This window comes from Streptomyces sp. NPDC101237, from assembly GCF_044767465.1.
GTDB classification, from domain to species: domain Bacteria; phylum Actinomycetota; class Actinomycetes; order Streptomycetales; family Streptomycetaceae; genus Streptomyces; species Streptomyces gramineus.
Genome location: NZ_JBIWNY010000004.1, coordinates 104,177 through 120,407 on the forward strand (window position 1 = coordinate 104,177; position 16,231 = coordinate 120,407).

Annotated in this window: 9 protein-coding genes; all 9 read left to right on the forward strand. The window is 74.8% G+C overall.

Annotation, left to right across the window (positions count from 1 at the left end; all coding sequences use genetic code 11):
• Positions 1–143 precede the first annotated feature (143 nt).
• Positions 144–1,202, forward strand: a complete 1,059-nt coding sequence (locus tag ACIRQ9_RS08150) for a BTAD domain-containing putative transcriptional regulator (protein WP_404168383.1) — start codon at positions 144–146, stop codon at positions 1,200–1,202.
• A 33-nt stretch (positions 1,203–1,235) separates the two neighbouring features.
• Positions 1,236–3,521 carry a TOMM precursor leader peptide-binding protein gene (locus tag ACIRQ9_RS08155; protein WP_404168385.1) on the forward strand — a complete coding sequence of 762 codons (2,286 nt, stop codon included), beginning with the start codon at positions 1,236–1,238 and terminating at the stop codon, positions 3,519–3,521.
• Positions 3,511–5,472 (forward strand): TOMM precursor leader peptide-binding protein, encoded by a 1,962-nt coding sequence (locus tag ACIRQ9_RS08160; protein WP_404168387.1) that lies wholly within the window; start codon positions 3,511–3,513, stop codon positions 5,470–5,472. Before ACIRQ9_RS08155 ends, ACIRQ9_RS08160 begins: the two co-directional genes overlap by 11 nt.
• 76 nt (positions 5,473–5,548) lie before the next feature.
• Positions 5,549–7,138, forward strand: coding sequence for a nitroreductase family protein (locus ACIRQ9_RS08165; protein WP_404168389.1), 1,590 nt, complete (start codon positions 5,549–5,551; stop codon positions 7,136–7,138).
• 88 nt (positions 7,139–7,226) lie between these two features.
• Complete coding sequence (locus tag ACIRQ9_RS08170) at positions 7,227–10,001, forward strand: lantibiotic dehydratase (RefSeq protein ID WP_404168391.1); 2,775 nt, start codon at positions 7,227–7,229, stop codon at positions 9,999–10,001.
• Positions 9,998–11,086 (forward strand): lantibiotic dehydratase C-terminal domain-containing protein, encoded by a 1,089-nt coding sequence (locus tag ACIRQ9_RS08175; protein WP_404168393.1) that lies wholly within the window; start codon positions 9,998–10,000, stop codon positions 11,084–11,086. Before ACIRQ9_RS08170 ends, ACIRQ9_RS08175 begins: the two co-directional genes overlap by 4 nt.
• Positions 11,083–13,434 carry an ATP-binding cassette domain-containing protein gene (locus ACIRQ9_RS08180; RefSeq protein ID WP_404168395.1) on the forward strand — a complete coding sequence of 784 codons (2,352 nt, stop codon included), beginning with the start codon at positions 11,083–11,085 and terminating at the stop codon, positions 13,432–13,434. Before ACIRQ9_RS08175 ends, ACIRQ9_RS08180 begins: the two co-directional genes overlap by 4 nt.
• Positions 13,431–14,183 (forward strand): ABC transporter permease, encoded by a 753-nt coding sequence (locus ACIRQ9_RS08185; protein ID WP_351327852.1) that lies wholly within the window; start codon positions 13,431–13,433, stop codon positions 14,181–14,183. Before ACIRQ9_RS08180 ends, ACIRQ9_RS08185 begins: the two co-directional genes overlap by 4 nt.
• Complete coding sequence (locus ACIRQ9_RS08190; RefSeq protein WP_404168398.1) at positions 14,180–16,156, forward strand: TOMM precursor leader peptide-binding protein; 1,977 nt, start codon at positions 14,180–14,182, stop codon at positions 16,154–16,156. Before ACIRQ9_RS08185 ends, ACIRQ9_RS08190 begins: the two co-directional genes overlap by 4 nt.
• Positions 16,157–16,231 lie beyond the last annotated feature (75 nt).

The window sequence follows — 16,231 nt, forward strand, 5'->3', positions numbered from 1 at the left end:
GCCTATTCGCTTCTAAGTTCCCGTCCCGGCAACGCTTTTGTTCGCGACCCGAGATCCGGGTGCGGACAAGTGCGTCCCTTTCCGACCCAGTTGGTGCATCAATCACCCCTGTGATGTGAGAGGCTGTGGAAGAAACAAGCGTTATGCGAACCGACGGTATGTTTTCCGAGCAGCCCGCCACCGAACCGGCGCCCGGCCGTCCGCGGTTTCTGGTGCTCGGTCTGCTGGCCATCACGGACGGCAGTGAGACGGTCGTCCTGACACCCTCCCGGCCCGCCTCGCTGCTGGCCGCTCTCCTGCTGCACCCCGGGTCCGTCGTCTCCACCGGATTCCTCCAGCGTGTCGTCTGGGGCAGCAGTCCCCCGGCCGGCGGCAAGTCCGCCCTGCACACCTGCGTACTGCGGCTGCGGCGGCTGTTCGCCAAGTACGGCGTGGCCGACCACGCCATCGAGGCCGTCCCCGGCGGATACCGGCTGCACGCCGACGCCGACACGCTCGACCTGCTGAACTTCCGCGAGCTGCTCGCCCGCTCGTACGCCGAGGACGACCCCGAGGCCGCGCTCCGGCTGGCGCGGGCGGCCCTCGCCCTGTGGAAGGAGCCGCTCCTCGGCAACGTCCACTCCGACGAGCTGCACCGCGACCAGGTGCCACGCCTCGCGGAGGAGCGACTGCTCGCCGTGGAGCGGGTCTTCGACGGCGAACTGCGCCTGGGACGGCACCGCGAGCTGATCGCCGAGGCCCGTGAGGCCGTCCGGGTCCACCCCGGGCACGAGGGGCTCTCCGCCCTGCTGATCGAGGCGATGTACCGCTCCGGGCGGCGCGGCGAGGCCCTCGCCGAGTACCGCAGGATCCACAGCCATCTGGCCGGGGAACTCGGCGTGGAGCCCGGCGCGGTGCTGCGACGCCTGCAGCTCGCCGTGCTGCGCGGCGACCCGTCCGGCGGACCCCCGGTGCTCCCCCCGGCGGGCACGCCGCCCGCGTCCGGTGGCGCCCCCGCCCCCGACCGCGTCGGATCGCCGGGCACCGCCTCGGGAGCGCTGGTCCTGCGGTCGCTCGTCGACGCCGGACTGCTCCAGGAGGGGCCGCCCGACCGCTACCGCGTCCACGACCTGCTGCGCCTCTTCGTCACAGCGGCCGGCACCCACCTGGCGGCCCCCGCCCCGCACGACCCGACCGATCTGCGTCCGTCGGCCGTCGGCTGACCGCCCCGCCGCTTCCCGGAGGTTTCGACACACATGGCCCACACCCCCTCGTCCTACGAGGAGATCGCCCGGTCACGGCCGCGCATCCGCAGGGACGTGCTCTTCACCCGGACCCCGTCCGGCGTGCTGTTCCACAACGCCCACGGCGGGTTCAACGTCGTCACGCAGTCCGCCTACCGCTTCGCCGCGCTGATGGTCCCGCACCTCGACGGTGAGCGGCGGGTCGAGGAACTGTGCGCCGGCCTGGGGGACAAGCAGCGCGACATGGTGGTCCAACTCGTGCGCGCTCTCTACGCGCGTGGCTTCGCCCGGGACGCCGCTCCCCGCCCCGCGGCCGACGTGCTCGCGCCGCAGGTCGCCGAGCGTTTCGCCCACCAGATCGACTATCTCGACCACTACGCGGACAACGCTACCGAAAGGTTTCTGCGCTTCCGTTCCACCCCGGTCGCGGTCCTCGGCGACGACGCGCTCGCCCGCTGGGCCGCGCTCGGCCTGCTGCGCAACGGCTGCGCCGCGGTCGCCGTCACCGACCAGGGTGCGCCCGGCGTCCTCAGCCGCGAACTGCACGGCGTGGAGGGGCCGGCCGAGCTGGAGGCCGAGACGGCGTCCCTCACCGATGCGGGCTGCGCTGCCGGGCTGACCCGCCTGACCGGGGCCGCTGACGGCACCTACGGCTGGGACGACCTCGACGGCTGGGACACCGTACTGGTCACCGGTGCGGCCGGGCACCGGCAGATGCTCCGGCTGCTCGGCGAGGGCGTGCCCGCGGGCCGGCGGCTGCTGGGCGCCTGGACGTTCGGCGACCGGGCCGTCGTCGGCCCCGTGATGACCGCGGGCGTCCCCGGCTGCTGGTGCTGCGCCGCCCTGCGGCTCGGCGCGGGCGCCGACGCCGCCGACAGCGCCGACCTCTGGGCCTCCGTCGGACCCGGCGCGCCGCTCGGCACTCCCCCGCGTGTCCTCGCCGGACCGCTAGCCGGGATGCTCGGCAACCTGCTGGCCTTCGAGGTCTTCCGGCTCGTCACCGAGGCGCTGCCGGCCGAGACCCGCAACCAGGTGATCGTGCAGGACCTCGACTCCCTCGACGTGCTGTCCGAGCCGCTGCTGCCGCACCCCCGCTGCCCGTTCTGCTCGGCCGCCGACCCCGGCCCCTCCGAGGGCGCCGGTCTCACGGGCGAGGTGCTGCGCGCGCCGCACACGGACGACGAGCCCGGCGTCCTGCCGGTCGGCGGTGCCGCCGACGAGGACACCGCCCGCGCCGCCCTGTCCGCCCTGGAGGAGCGGGACGTCCTGGTCCGCGAGCGGGCCGGTGTCTTCACCGCCTACGCGGACGACGACTGGGAGCAGACCCCGCTCAAGGTGAGCACGGTCTGCCTGGGCACCGCGCCGGGCCGGGTGCGCCGGATATCCGCCACCGACGTCCACCACGTCGCGGGCGCCCGCCTCACCGCGCTGTTCCGGGCGGCCGAGGTCTACGCCGAACACGTCGTGCCGCCCCGGGTGCTGGAGGCCGCCGCCCTGGAGGCCGCGCTCGGCAAGTGGGACCGCACGGCACCCGCCGCGCTGACCCTCTCCAGCGGCCTCGACGTGCCCGCCGAGCGGGTCGCGCACTGGAGCGAGGCCACCTCGCTGCTGGACGGGCGTACGGTCCTGGTGCCCACGGGCGCGGTGCGCACCCTGGGCGGCTGGAACGACTCGGGCCTCTTCGAGCGGACCTCGGCGGGCACCGGCGCCGCCGGCACCCCGCGCGCCGCGCTCGCCCGCGCCCTGCGCACCGCCCTCGCCCACGACGCCCTGCGCGGCGCCGCCCGCCGTACCGCGCCGCTGCCGACCGTGGACCCGACACCCCTCGGGGACGACCCCGAACTCCACTTCCTGCTCCGCTCGGCGGAGAACCTGGGCGTGGCGACCGAGGTCCTGGACCTGACCACGGCGGGCGGAGGTCTGCTGCCGGTGGCCCTGGCCCGCCTCACCGACCCGCAGAGCGGCGAGGTGCGCTGGGCGGCCGGCAGCGGCCTGCGCCACCACGACGCCGTGCTGGAGGCGCTGCGCGACCTGCTCGGCGCCGAGCAGTTGCGCCGCGCCGCGGGTCCCGCCGACACCGGGGACCCGCTGTGGGCCGACCTGGACGCCGCCGCCCTCGTCACCGAGGGCAGCACTTCGGCCCTCCGGGACGCGACCACCTGGGCCGCCGTCCTGGACGCGCTGGCGGCGGCGGGCCGGGACGCCTTCGTCGTCCCGGTGGCCGCGCCCGACCTGGCGACCGGCCGGGTCCACGCCGTCCGAGTCCTGCTGACCGGCGAGGAGCACGGTGCCCACTGAGACCGTGGCGCCGCCGGCCCGGACCGGGCCCGCGGGCGTCGATCCGGCCGGGCCGTGGGCGGCGGTGTGCGCCGACCTCACCGCGTCGGTCACCGCCGTACTCGCGCGACACCCGGACGCGCCGCGGGCCCTCGTGACCCCGCTCGGCGTCCGTGACGAACTGGCGCAACCCGCGCGGGAGTTCGACTCCACCACCCTGCCCGTCGGTCTGTACGGGCACCACGCCGTGGTGGGTCCGCGCGGCGCCGTCGGCGACCGCGGCTGCCCGCAGTGCCTGGCGCGCCGCTGGCAATCGGTGCGCGCCGGCTTCCTGCGGGAGGCGCTGGAGGTCGGCGGGGAGCCCGTCGCCACCGGAACCCCGCCGTGGCGCGCCGCTTTCGTGGCGGACGCCCTCGCCGCCCTCGTCGCGGCGGCGGCCGCCGTTCCGGCGGCCGGCCGTCACCCGTGGGTGTGGCTGCTGGACCTGGAGACCCTGCGCGTATCCCGGTTCCCGCTGGTGCCCGACGGCGAGTGCCCCTCCTGCGGGACGCCCGTGGACGACACCGCCGACGGCGCCCGCGTCGACCTGGCGGCCGCGCCCAAGCACGCCCGGGACGCCTTCCGTCAACGGCCGCCCGGCGCCTACGGCTTGACGCTCACGGCGTTCGCCAATCCGGTCACCGGGGTCCTCGGCCCGTCCGTCGCACCCGACCTGACCTCGGCCTCCACGTCGTCGGCGATCGGCGCGTTCACCACCCGCTCCGGCAGCTACCTGCGGGAGTGCTACTGGGGCGGCCACACCGACGCGTACGGCACGAGCGTCGGCGTCGGACTGCTGGAGGGCCTGGAACGCTTCGCGGGGATGCGGGCCCGGTCCAAGCGGACCACGGTCACCGCCTCGCTCGACGAACTCGGCGCACGGGGTGCCGGGGCGGTCGACCCGCGCACCACCGGTCTGTACTCCCAGGCCTTCCACGCCGCCGATCCCGATGTGCCGCGGTTCGCGCCGGACCGTCCGCTGGAGTGGGTGTGGGGCTGGTCGCTGCGCGACGCCCGGCCCGTCCTCGTCCCCGAAGTGGTGGCGTACTACCACGCGCCCGGCGGCATCGGCCGGCGCTTCGTGCAGGAGAGCTCCAACGGCTGCGCCTCCGGCGGCAGTCTGACGGAGGCCGTCTACCACGGGCTGATGGAGACCGTCGAACGCGACGCCTTCCTGCTGGCCTGGTTCGGACGGGCCCGGCTCCCGGAGATCGACCCGGCGAGCAGCACCCGGCCCGAGACCCGCGCCATGGTCGACCGACTGGCGATGTACGGCTACCGTGCCCGGTTCTTCGACACCCGGATCACGTTCCCGGTGCCGGTGGTCACGGCCGTCGCCGAACGCGTCGACGGCGGAACGGGGCTGCTCTGCTTCGGCGCGGGCGCCTCCCTCGACCCGGAGGCCGCGCTCGCCTCCGGGCTCTGCGAGATCGCCACCGACTCCGTGAACCTGCGCCGCCGCACCACGCGCGAGGAGCGCAGGCTGCGCCGGATGGCCGCCGACTTCCACCAGGTGCGGGTCCTGCACGACCACCCGCTGCTGTACGGGCTGCCCGAGATGGGCCCTTACACCGACTTCCTGCTGCGCGGCCGGGACGACGCACAGCGGGTGCCGCTCGCCTCGCTGGCCTCAGGGCCGGGTACGCCGCGTGTCTCGGACGACCTGCGCGACGACGTGGAGGCATGCGTCGCCGCCGTCGCGGCGCACGGGTTCGACGTGGTGGTGGTCGACCAGACCGCGCCGGAACAGCGGGCCCACGGCCTGAGCACGGTCAAGGTTCTGGTGCCCGGCCTGCTGCCGATCGACTTCGGCTGGAGCCGCCAGCGCGGCCCGCTCCTGCCCCGCGCCCGCACCGCGCTGCGCGAGGCGGGGCTGCGGACGCACGACCTGGCCGACGACGATCTCAACCCCGCACCGCATCCCTTCCCCTGACGACCTCCATTCCCACACCGGCACCCGCCTCCCGGGCCGTCGGCGCCCACCAAGACGAGCAGAAGAGGGAGTGACCATGGGATACGCCCATGAGTACGCGACCGCGGTGAAGCGGCGGGGCAGGATCCCCATGGAACCGGCCGACTTCGTCCCCGACTGGTCCGACCGCCCCCGCAAGGGCAAGTTCTTCCCGGGCGCGCCGTCCTTCCCGCTGCCCGACGGCGGCTGCGCGGACGACGCCACCCTCGGCCGGGGCCTGTTCGGGCAGCCCGGCACCGGAGCGTTCACGCTGCCGCTGCTCGGCGCGATGCTGCGCGACTCCTACGGACTGACCGGCCGCCGTCTCGCCGTCCAGGCCAACACCGACCTGGGGTCCCTGCCGTTCCACGCGCACGCCAACTGGTCGCGCGGCACCGCCTCGGGCGGCGGCCTCTACCCGGTCGGCGTCCACTGGATCAGCGGTGCGAGCGGTCCGCTGGCACCGGGCGTCTACTACTACGACACCCCGGGCCACCGGGTCACCCGGCTGCTGTCCGGCGACGTCACCGGCGAGGTGCGGGCCGCGCTGGGCGATCTGCCGGAGGCCGCGGGCACCGACCAGTTCCTGGTGCTCGGCGTGACGTTCTGGCAGAACTCGTTCAAGTACAACAGCTTCTGCTACCACGCCGTCACCATGGACGTCGGCGCCCTGCTGCAGACCTGGAGGATGTGGGCCCGCGCGCACGGCCTGCACCTGGGCGGCGCCCTGTGGTTCGACGAGCCCCGGCTGGGCCGGCTGCTCGGCCTGGACGCCGAGGACGACGGCGTGTTCGCCGTCGTCCCGCTGCGCTGGCAGGGGCAGGCCCCGGAGCGGGACGCGCCGCAGACGCCCGAGGTGCGGGTGCGCCGGGTGCCCGACGAGAAGTCCCGCCGGGTGCTGGCCTTCCCGACCCTGCGCCGCATCCACGAGGCCACCCTGGAGGGTGCCGCCGAACGGCCCGCGCCCGGCGCCCTGGACGCCGCGCTGGCCGCCGCGGCGGGCGACGGCGAACGCTGCCCGCTGCCCGAACCAGCGCCGCTGGACACGTCCGTACGCCGGGCGCTGCGTGAACGCCGCAGCAGCTTCGGCCGGTTCAGCGCCGTCACCCCGCTGGACGCCGACCGGCTGTCGGTCGCGCTGCGCGCCGCGGTCGCCGCAGGCACCCTCGACACCGACACCGAGACGCCCGGCGCCGCCCCGCTGACCCGGCTGTACGTCTTCGTCAACCACGTGCGCGACGTGCCCGCCGGCCTCTACGAGTACGACCGGGACACCGGCGACCTGGTGCTGATGAAGGCCGGCGACCACGCCGGTTTCCTCCAGGACACCTACTTCCTCGCCAACTACAACCTGGAACAGGCCGCCGCCGTCCTGGTGCCGGTGGCCAGGACCCACGCGGTGCTGGACGCCGTCGGCGACCGCGGCTACCGCCTGGTCAACGCGGCCGTCGGCGCGACCGCCCAGGCCGTCTACACCGCCGTCTCCGCGGCCGGCACCGCCTGCGGTGTGGCCCTCGGCTTCGACAGCGTCTCCTACGAGGAGGAACTCGGTCTCGCGGACCGCGGCGAGATCCCGCTGCTGATCATGCTGATCGGCCACGAACGGCCGCGCCCCGCCGACTACCGCTACGACATCGTCGCCCCGTGACCCGCGTGCCGCCGCCCGCACCGGACCGCCGGACGACGATCCGACGGCCCCGGGCGCGGCGGCACACCCCACCCGAAAGGAGGAGGGCGTGAGCCCGACCGCCACCACCCCGGCCCACGACACCCCTGCCCCGGCCACCGGGCGCGCGGCACTGCACAGCCGCTTCATGCTGCGCGTCGCGGGTCTTCCGGCCGACACCGTCCTCGCCCTGCGCGCCCCGGAGGCGGCGGACTGGGCCGTCCGCACCGCCGCCGAGGAAGACAGGCTCACCGCGCTCGGCGCCCGCCTCAGCGACCCGCTCGCCGACGCGGTCGGCGCCACCGAGGACGCCGCGCTGCGCCGCCGCCTGCTCGCGCTGCGCCGGCAGGTCTTCAACAACCGGCTGCCCGGCGACCCGGACGCGGCCCGCGCCCTCGCCGCCGGACTCGCGCCCGGCACCGCGGCCGACCTGACGGCCTGGCTGGACGCCCGGGTCCGCTGGGAGCGGCTGCGTGCCGAGGGCGGCCCCGTCCTCGCGGACGCGCTGGCCCGCACCCGCGCCGAGCTGCGCGGCCTGGCCCGGGACGACCGGCTGCGGCGAGGCCTGCTGCTGGCCTCGCCGACCCTGGAGGAGCGGCTGGACGCCTTCGCCGCCGACCCGGCGCCGCTCCCCGGCAAGCGGGCCCGCAAGATGGAGCGCTCGCTGCTGTCCTACCTGTACCGCACCGCGTGCAAGACCAGCCCGTTCAGCACCCTCACCGGCGTCGCCCTCGGCGGCTTCGAGGGCGCGGACCGGACCGGCGCGCGGGCTGTCACGCCGGTCGGCGCCGACTGGCGGGGACACCCGAGGCTCAACGTCGTCGTCCTGACCCGGCTGGCCGAACTCGTCGCCGCGGACCCGGAGCGCCGCGCCGACCTGCCGGTGGCCCTGGCCTCCGGCTGGAAACTGGACGAGGACCGCGTCCGCTACGTGCAGCGGGCCGTTAGCGCCGGTGACGACAGCGCCACGGTCAGCTTCGACGCCGCTCAGGACCGGCTCTTCTTCCTCCGCAGGCAGGGCACCCTCGACGGGATGCTCGCCCTGCTGCGCGGCCACGAAGGCACCCTGCGCCACGGCGATCTGGCGCACTGGCTGACCGTCACGACCGGCGCCGGGCCGGAGGAGGCCGAGCACTACCTGACCGCGCTGCGCGACCTCGGCATGCTCCAGCTGCCCAGCCTCGACACGGGCGTGCACAGCGGCGACCCGCTGCGCGCCTTCCAGCGTGCGCTGCGCGCCCTGGACCGTCCCTGGGCCGACGCGCTCGCCACCCGTCTCGACGGCCCCGGCGACGTCGTCGACCGCTACCCGGCCGCGGACCTGGACACCCGCCGGACCCTTCTCGCCGGGCTGCGCGCCGACCTGGCGGCGCTCCAGAGCGAACTGGGCGCCGAACGGCCCACGTTGCCGCAGACCCTGCTCTACGAGGACGTCTCCGCCGGCACCACCACCGCCGACCTCACCGAATGGACCGCGCTGGCCGGTCCGCTGCGGTCGATCGGCCGCGTGCTGCCCGCCTTCGACGTGGCCCTGCCGCAGCGGCTCACCCTCAAGGGCTTCTTCCTCGCCCGGTACGGCCGCGGCGGACGCTGCGACGATCTGCTGCGCCTGGTCCACGACTTCCACGAGGACATCTTCCGGCAGTACCTCCAGTTCACCGCCACCAAGGACGACTTCCTCCCGGACGGCAGCCACGCTCCGGAGGAGAACTGGCTCGGCATGCCGGAGATCACCGCCCTGGACCGGGCCAGGGCCGCACTCACCGCCCGGATGCGCACCGGCTGGGCCGGACTCCCCGCCTCGGCCGAGGAGTTCGTCCTCGACGACGCCACCGTGGACGCGGTCGCGGGGGCGCTCGGCGGGGCCGCGCCCGCCTTCCAGCCGTACAGCCACTTCCTTCAACCGGGCCGTCGGGACGGCGAGTTGCGGGCCGTCCTCAACGACTCCTTCGGCGGTCTGTGCTTCCCCTTCACGCGGTTCACCCACTGCTTCGACGGCACGGACGGCCCCGGTCTGACGGCTGCGCTGCGCGAGGAGCTGCGGCGGCTGTGCCCGCCCGACGCGGTCTTCGCCGAGATCACCGCCGGTGCGGCCACCACCAACCTCAACCTGCACGGCGCCCTGACCGATTACGAGATCGTCTGCCCCGGCGAGAACAGCACGGCGCCCGAGGAGTCCCGGCTGCACCTGGACGACCTGTACGCCGTGCACGACGCCGACAGCGACCGGCTGATCCTGCGCTCGGACCGCATCGACCGCGAAGTGGTCCCGCTCTACCTCGGCTACCTCGTGCCCATGGTGCTTCCCGAGATCCCGCGCACCCTGCTGCTGTTCTCCCCGACCGCCCGCTCCGTGCTGGACGTGTGGCGCGGGGTGCCGGGCGGTCCGGCCGAGGACGGCGTCACCCGGCGGCCCCGGGTCCGCCACCACGCGCTCGTCCTCCAGCGGCGCTCCTGGACGGCCGCCGACGGCAGCCTGCCGCAGCGCGCACCCGGCACCGCGGACAGCGACTGGTACCTCGCCTGGCACCGCTGGCGCACCCGGCACGGCCTGCCCGGCCGGGTCTTCGTGACCGTCCACGAGGAGGCGGCGGACGGCGAGGAGAGCGGCGGCGCCTGGTTCGGCGGCTCCAAGCCCCAGTACGTCGACTTCGACAGCCCGCTGTCGCTCATCGCCCTCGAAGGGCTCCTCGCGGGCCGGCGTGCCCGGTGCGTCTTCGAGGAGATGCTCCCCGGCGAGGACGAGCTGTACGTCACCTCCCCGCACGGCCGGCACGTCGCCGAACTCGCCGTCGAGATGCTGCCCGGCCCGGCCGGCCCGCCCGAAGAGGAACCGACCCGATGACCGCACCCCACCCCTCCCCCGCCTCCGGCGCGCCCGCCCACGGAACGGCAAGCGACGCTCCGGGCGAGTGGCTGGCGGTCCACGTCTTCTACGCGGCCAGCCCCCGTCCGCTGCTGCTGACCTGCGTGCGGCCGCTGGTGGACGCCCTCACCGAGGAAGGCCTGCTCGACGGGTACTTCTTCATCAACTACTGGCTGGAGGGACCGCACCTGCGGCTGCGGCTCAAGCCGCGGCGGGCCGCGGACGCCGGTCCCGTGCGCGAGCGCACCACGGCCGCGCTGAAGGAGTTCCTGCGCGGGCGCCCTGCCCTGTACGAGGTCAAGGCCGGTTTCCTCGCCGACCTCTACGAGACCCTCTTCACCCTGGAGTACAGCGAGGAGCAGCGCGCCCAATTCCTCGGCGAGGACGGCCGGATGAAGCTGCGCCCCAACAACTCCTTCGAGGAGCGCCCCTACGAACCCGAGTACGGCAAGTACGGCGGCCCGGCCGGCATCGACCTGGCCGAGTGGCACTTCCAGCACTCCAGCGACCTGGTCATCGAGGCCGCCCGCACGATGAACCTGCACCTGCGGACCGTCCTGCTCGGGCTGTCCGCCCAGCTGATGATGGTCATGTCCGGCACCTTCCTCGCCGACGACGAGTCCCTGCTGGGCTTCCTGGACGGCTACCACACCTTCTGGAACCAGGCGTTCAGCGGCACCACGTTCACCGCCGACCAGGGCTACGACCGGGCCTACGACGCGATGGGCGACCGGCTGCCCGAGCGGTTCCGGCACATCCGCGAGGCGGTGGCCGCGGGCGAGCCGCACCGGCTTCCGGTGTTCCTGCGCGGCTGGGCCACGCACTGCGCCGAACTCCGCGACCGCGCCACCGCTTTGGCGCGGGCCGGTGAACTGACGTTCCGCTCCTGGGACGGCACCCGGGACATCCACGCCACCGACCCCGCGCACGCCCTGCCCATGCTGCTCTCGCCGTACCTGCACATGACCAACAACCGGCTGAGCATGACCATCCGCGACGAGGCGTTCCTCTCCTACGTCCTCGGCCGCGCCCTGCGCGACGCATCCCCGGACGGCGCGGAGTGAGCGCCGACGTCTTCCTCGCGGCCCGGCCGCGCGTCCGCACCGACATTGTGGCCGGCCCGAGCCTGGTGCGCGGGGCGGCCCGCATCCACCTGCTGAAGGATCCGCGCACCGGGCAGCGCATGGAGGTCGGCCCCAAGGAGCATTTCCTCATCACGCGCCTGGACGGCACCCGCACGCTGGAGGAGATCGGCCGGGAGTACACCGGCGCGTTCGGCACCCGCCTCGGCGAGGCGCAGTGGGGGCAGATGCTGCGCCTGCTGCACGGCCGCGGTCTCCTCGACGGCGCCCCCGCGCCCTACGCGCCGGCCGCCGCCGCGCCACCGGCCGCACGGCCCAACGGGCTGCTGGCGGGGCGGACCCGGCTGGTCGCCGACGCGCCCGCGCTGATGGACCGGCTGCACCGCGCCACCGCACCCCTGCGGCGGCCCGCCGTGCGGGTCGCACTCGTCGGGCTGGCGCTCGCGCTGGTCGCGGCCGTCGCCGTCCACTGGGGCACGCTGTGGCGGCAGACCGAACAGACGGCCCGGCAGCCCGTGTTGCTCCTCGCCGTGGGCTGCGTCCTGTGGTGCAGCCTCGCCCTGCACGAGGTGGCCCACGGCCTGGCCGCACGTGCCTGGAACGGCCGGGTCACCGAGATCGGGCTGCGCTGGATCCTCGGCGCCACCTACCTCTACTGCGAGATCGAGGACGTGCAGTTCCTCGGCGGCCGCGGCCGCAAGGTGGCCACCGCCTGCGCCGGCGTCCTCGCCAACGTCCTCTTCCTGGTGCCGTTCTACCCGGTGTGGGCGCTGCTGCCGTACGACGCCGACGCACGGCCCGCGCTCGGCGCGCTGCTGCTCCTCGGCACGGTCTCCGGCCTCGCCAACCTGCTGCCGCTGGCGCCCCTGGACGGCTACAAGGCGCTGGGCCACGCGCTCGGAGTCACCGACCTCGCGGGCGGCAGCCGCACGTTCACGGCGCTCGCCCTGCGGGCACCGCTGCGACGAGGCCCGGGACTCGCCGCCTACCCGGCCCGGCTGCGCCTGGTGTACGGGGGCTTCGCGCTGCTCACCGCGGTGCAGTGCGCGGCGCTGCTCGTGCTGTGCGGGGCGACGCTGCGCTCCGTCCTCCCGGACAGCCTGGCGGCGCTCGCCTGGTGGCTGCCGCCCGCGGTGCCGGGCGTCCTCCTGCTGCTGTGGGCGCTCGGCACACTCGGCCGCTCCCGCCGCGCCCGCCGTACCCCGGCCACCTCGGCGGCGCCACCCGCAGCGGCAGCGGCCTCCGGCGGACGGCGGGTCGCGCCCGCCACCGCACCCACCGAACGTGTGCCGGGGCGGTCCGCCGCGGCACGGGCGGACACCGAGGGCGCCGCCGGCGCCGAGGAGCCGTCACCGCACCCAAGGAAAGGCGAGATGAGCGGACCCGACACGCAGACCGAGGCCGTCCACGGCGGCACGGAGACCGAGCCGGTGGTCGTCCTGGACGGCGTCACCAAGCGGTACGGAGAGGTGACGGCCCTCGACGGCGTCTCCCTGTCCGTGCGGCACGGCGAGTTCTTCGGCATCCTCGGCCCCAACGGCGCAGGGAAGACCACCCTCGTGGAGATCGTCGAGGGCATGCGCGAGGCCGACTCCGGCTCCGTCACCGTCCTCGGCACGAGCCCCTGGCCGCGCGACACCGCACTGCTGGCCCGGATCGGCGTGCAGACCCAGGCGTCGGCGTTCTTCGCCCGGCTCACGGCGGCCGAGCACCTGCGCACCGTCGCCGCGCTGTACGGCATGGATCCGGCGGTGGCGCGCACCGCGCTGGAGCGCGTCGGCCTCACCGCCAAGGAGAACGCCCGGATCGACCATCTCTCCGGAGGCCAGCGGCAGCGGCTCGCCGTCGCCACCGCGCTGCTCAACGAACCGGAAATAATATTCCTCGACGAGCCGACCGCCGCCCTCGACCCCGAGGCCAGGCGCGAACTGTGGGACCTGCTGCACTCGTTGCGTTCCGAGGGCCGCACCATCATCTGCACCACCCACTACCTCGACGAGGCCGAGGCGCTGTGCGACCGGGTGGCGATCATCGCCGAGGGCCGGCTCGTGGCGCTCGACTCCCCCCGCAACCTCATCCGCTCCCTCGCCGCGCCCGCCCGGCTGCTGCTGCCGGCCGCGGACCTCTCGGCGAAGGAGGCCCTGGCGCTGGACGGGGTCGACCGGGCCGCCGTCGAGGGCGACGAACTCGTCATCGAGACCACCGCCGCCAACCGCGTCCTCACCGCCCTCGGCGACCTCGTGGACATCTCCGGCGTCACGGTGCGCACCGCCACTCTCGAAGACGCCTACCTGAAGCTGACCGGAACCGGATCGGAGCACCAGCGTTGAGCGCGTACGCCGCACTGACCAGGGCCACCTACGTCGCGAGCGTGCGCGACAGGACGACCCTCTTCTTCACCTTCGCCTTCCCCCTCGCCTTCCTGGTCCTCTTCGGCCTCATCTTCCGCGGCCAGCAGGTCGACGGCGGCCTGTCCTCCATCAACTACATCGGTCCGGGCGTCCTGTCGTGGGGCGTCGGCAACGCCGCGGTGTTCTCCGTCGCCTTCGCGCTCATGCAGTGGCGCCGGGACGACGTGCTGCGCCTCATCTGGCGCTCTCCGACCCCGCTGCGCACCCTCCTAGCCTCCCGGTGGACGGTGGCGCTGGGCGTGGCCCTCGTCCAGGCCGTGCTGTTCACCGCCGTCGCGCTGCTGCCGTTCTTCGGGCTGCGACTGAACGGGCCCTGGTGGGCGGCGCTGCCGCTGCTGGTGCTCGGCGTCACCGCGTTCCTCGCCATGGGTCTGGTGGTCGGCAGTGTCGCCGACACCCCGGAGGCGGTCGCGGCCATCGCCAACATCGTGATGGTGCCGATGGCCTTCCTGTCCGGCTCGTTCTTCCCCGACGACCTGATGCCGGGCTGGCTGCGCACGGTCGCCAAGGTACTGCCGCTGCACTACCTGAACGACGGCCTGACCGACGCCATGGGCGGGCGCGGCGACCTCGGCGACATCGGCGTGGACTGTGCCGGACTCGCCGTCTTCGCCGTGGTCTTCGGGCTGATCGCCACCCGGATCTTCCGCTGGAGCAACCGGCCATGACCACCGTCACCGCCCCCGCGGCGGCCCTCTCCCCGCTGGAGGCCGCCCGCGCGGACCTCCAGGACCGGCTGGCGGCCCGCGCCGGGGCCGCGGGCCTGCCCGCTCCCGCCGTGTCCCGGATCGGCGACGCCGACGTGCTCGGCGACGCGGCCGTGACCGGTCGGGGCTCCGGCCACGCCGTTCCCGCGCACACCGCCGTCGTGCACCTCACCGCTCAGGCCGTGCTGCTCGGCCCCTGGGGCGGCGGCCCGGACGCCGGTCCGGCCTGCGGCACCTGCCTGGCCATGCGCCGGCAGCGGCTGCGCACCCGGACCGAACGCGAGGCCTTGGAGACCGGCTCCGAGACCACCGCCGTCGGCCGCTGGCCCGTCGTGCCCGACCACACGGTGGACGCGGTCTGGTCCCTGCACCGGCTCATCGTCTCCGGCGCCGCCCGGCACACCCCGGACGGCCCCGACGGCGCCCTCCCCCGGGTCACCGAACTCGACATGGAGAGCCTGCGGGTGCGGACCTTCCCGCTGGTGCCGGAGCCGATGTGCCCGCACTGCCGCCCGCTCACCGAACAGGCGGCACGCCGGGCCGCGCGGGACGCCCGGGTGGCACCGCTCGCCGCCCGCCCCAAACCGCACCCGGACGCCTACCGGCTGCGCCGCCCCGCCGACTACCCGCTGCCCGTGAAGGGCCTGGCCAACCCGGTGTGCGGGGTGCTCGGCGGCGGCACCTGGATCGACGTCACCTCTCCCACGACCGCACCCGTCGCCGGCAGCGTCTTCATGCGCGGCTACGCCGGACTCACCGACGTCACCTGGAGCGGCCAGGCCAACTCCTTCGCCCGCAGCCGCCGCCTGGCCTTCCTTGAAGGGCTGGAACGCTACGCGGGCACCCACCGCCGCCACCGTGCCCCCACGGTCACGGCATCCTTCGACGAACTCGGCGACCGCGCCCTGGACCCGCGCGCCTGCGGTCTGTACCCGCCGCGCACCTATGCCGAGGACCCGATGGTCGAGCCGTTCGACCCGTCCCGGCCGATGCCGTGGGTCACCGGTTGGTCCCTGCGCGACGAACGGCCGGTGCTCGTCCCCGCCCGGCTCGTCTACTACAGCGCCGGGACGCGCGAGGACAACTTCGTCTTCGAATGCTCCAACGGCTGTGCCACCGGCGGCTCCCCGGAGGAGGCGATCCTCTTCGGCCTGCTGGAACTCGTCGAGCGGGACGCCTTCCTGCTCGGCTGGTACGGCGGTCTGCCGCTGCCGGAGATCGATCTGGACTCGGTGCGCGGTCCCCAGGTGCGGGCCATGGTGGCGCGGGCCGCTCTCCAGGGCTACGACGTCCACGTCTTCGACAACCGGGTCGACCTGTCGCTGCCGGTCGTCACCGGGCTCGCCGTCCGCCGCGACGACGGGCCCGGCACCCTGGCGTTCGCCGCCGGAGCATCCTTCGACCCGGAGACGGCGGTGGAGTCCGCGCTCTCGGAGATCCTCACCTACATCCCGCACCTGCCCCGGCAGGTCGCCGAGCGACCCGTCGAACTCGCCGCGATGGCCGACGACTTCGACCTGGTCAGACATCTGCCGGACCACGCCGCCATGTTCGGGATGCCCGCCATGCGCCGTCACGCGCACAGCTACCTCACTCCACCCCAAGTGGCCTCCCTGGGCGACCTGTTCGGCGGATGGCAGGAGCAGCGGCCCCGGACCGGTGACCTCCGCGACGATCTGACGCTCCTGCGCGACCTGCTGGTCTCGGCCGGGTGCGACGTCATCGCCGTCGACCAGACCACGCCCGAGCAGCGCCGCATGGGGCTGCGCACGGTCGCCACCCTCGCTCCCGGCCTGCTGCCGATCGACTTCGGATGGCTGCGCCAGCGGGCTCCGCACATGCCCCGGTTGCGCACCGCACCGTACCGCGCGGGCCTGGTGCCGGCGCCGCTCGGGGACAGCGATCTGCGGCTCGTGCCCCACCCGTTTCCCTGACGGCGGCCACGGCCGTCTCGAGCGGCGGTGCCGGTGGGCGCCGCGCGCCCGGCCCGAACACGGCGAAGGTCCCCG

Excerpts from the sequence above, each read along its gene's own strand:
- ACIRQ9_RS08150 (WP_404168383.1), top strand. The coding sequence starts at position 144 with ATGCGAACCGACGGTATGTTTTCCGAGCAGCCCGCCACCGAACCGGCG.
- ACIRQ9_RS08155 (WP_404168385.1), top strand. The coding sequence starts at position 1,236 with ATGGCCCACACCCCCTCGTCCTACGAGGAGATCGCCCGGTCACGGCCG.
- ACIRQ9_RS08175 (WP_404168393.1), top strand. The coding sequence starts at position 9,998 with ATGACCGCACCCCACCCCTCCCCCGCCTCCGGCGCGCCCGCCCACGGA.
- ACIRQ9_RS08190 (WP_404168398.1), top strand. The coding sequence starts at position 14,180 with ATGACCACCGTCACCGCCCCCGCGGCGGCCCTCTCCCCGCTGGAGGCC.
- ACIRQ9_RS08165 (WP_404168389.1), top strand. The coding sequence starts at position 5,549 with ATGGGATACGCCCATGAGTACGCGACCGCGGTGAAGCGGCGGGGCAGG.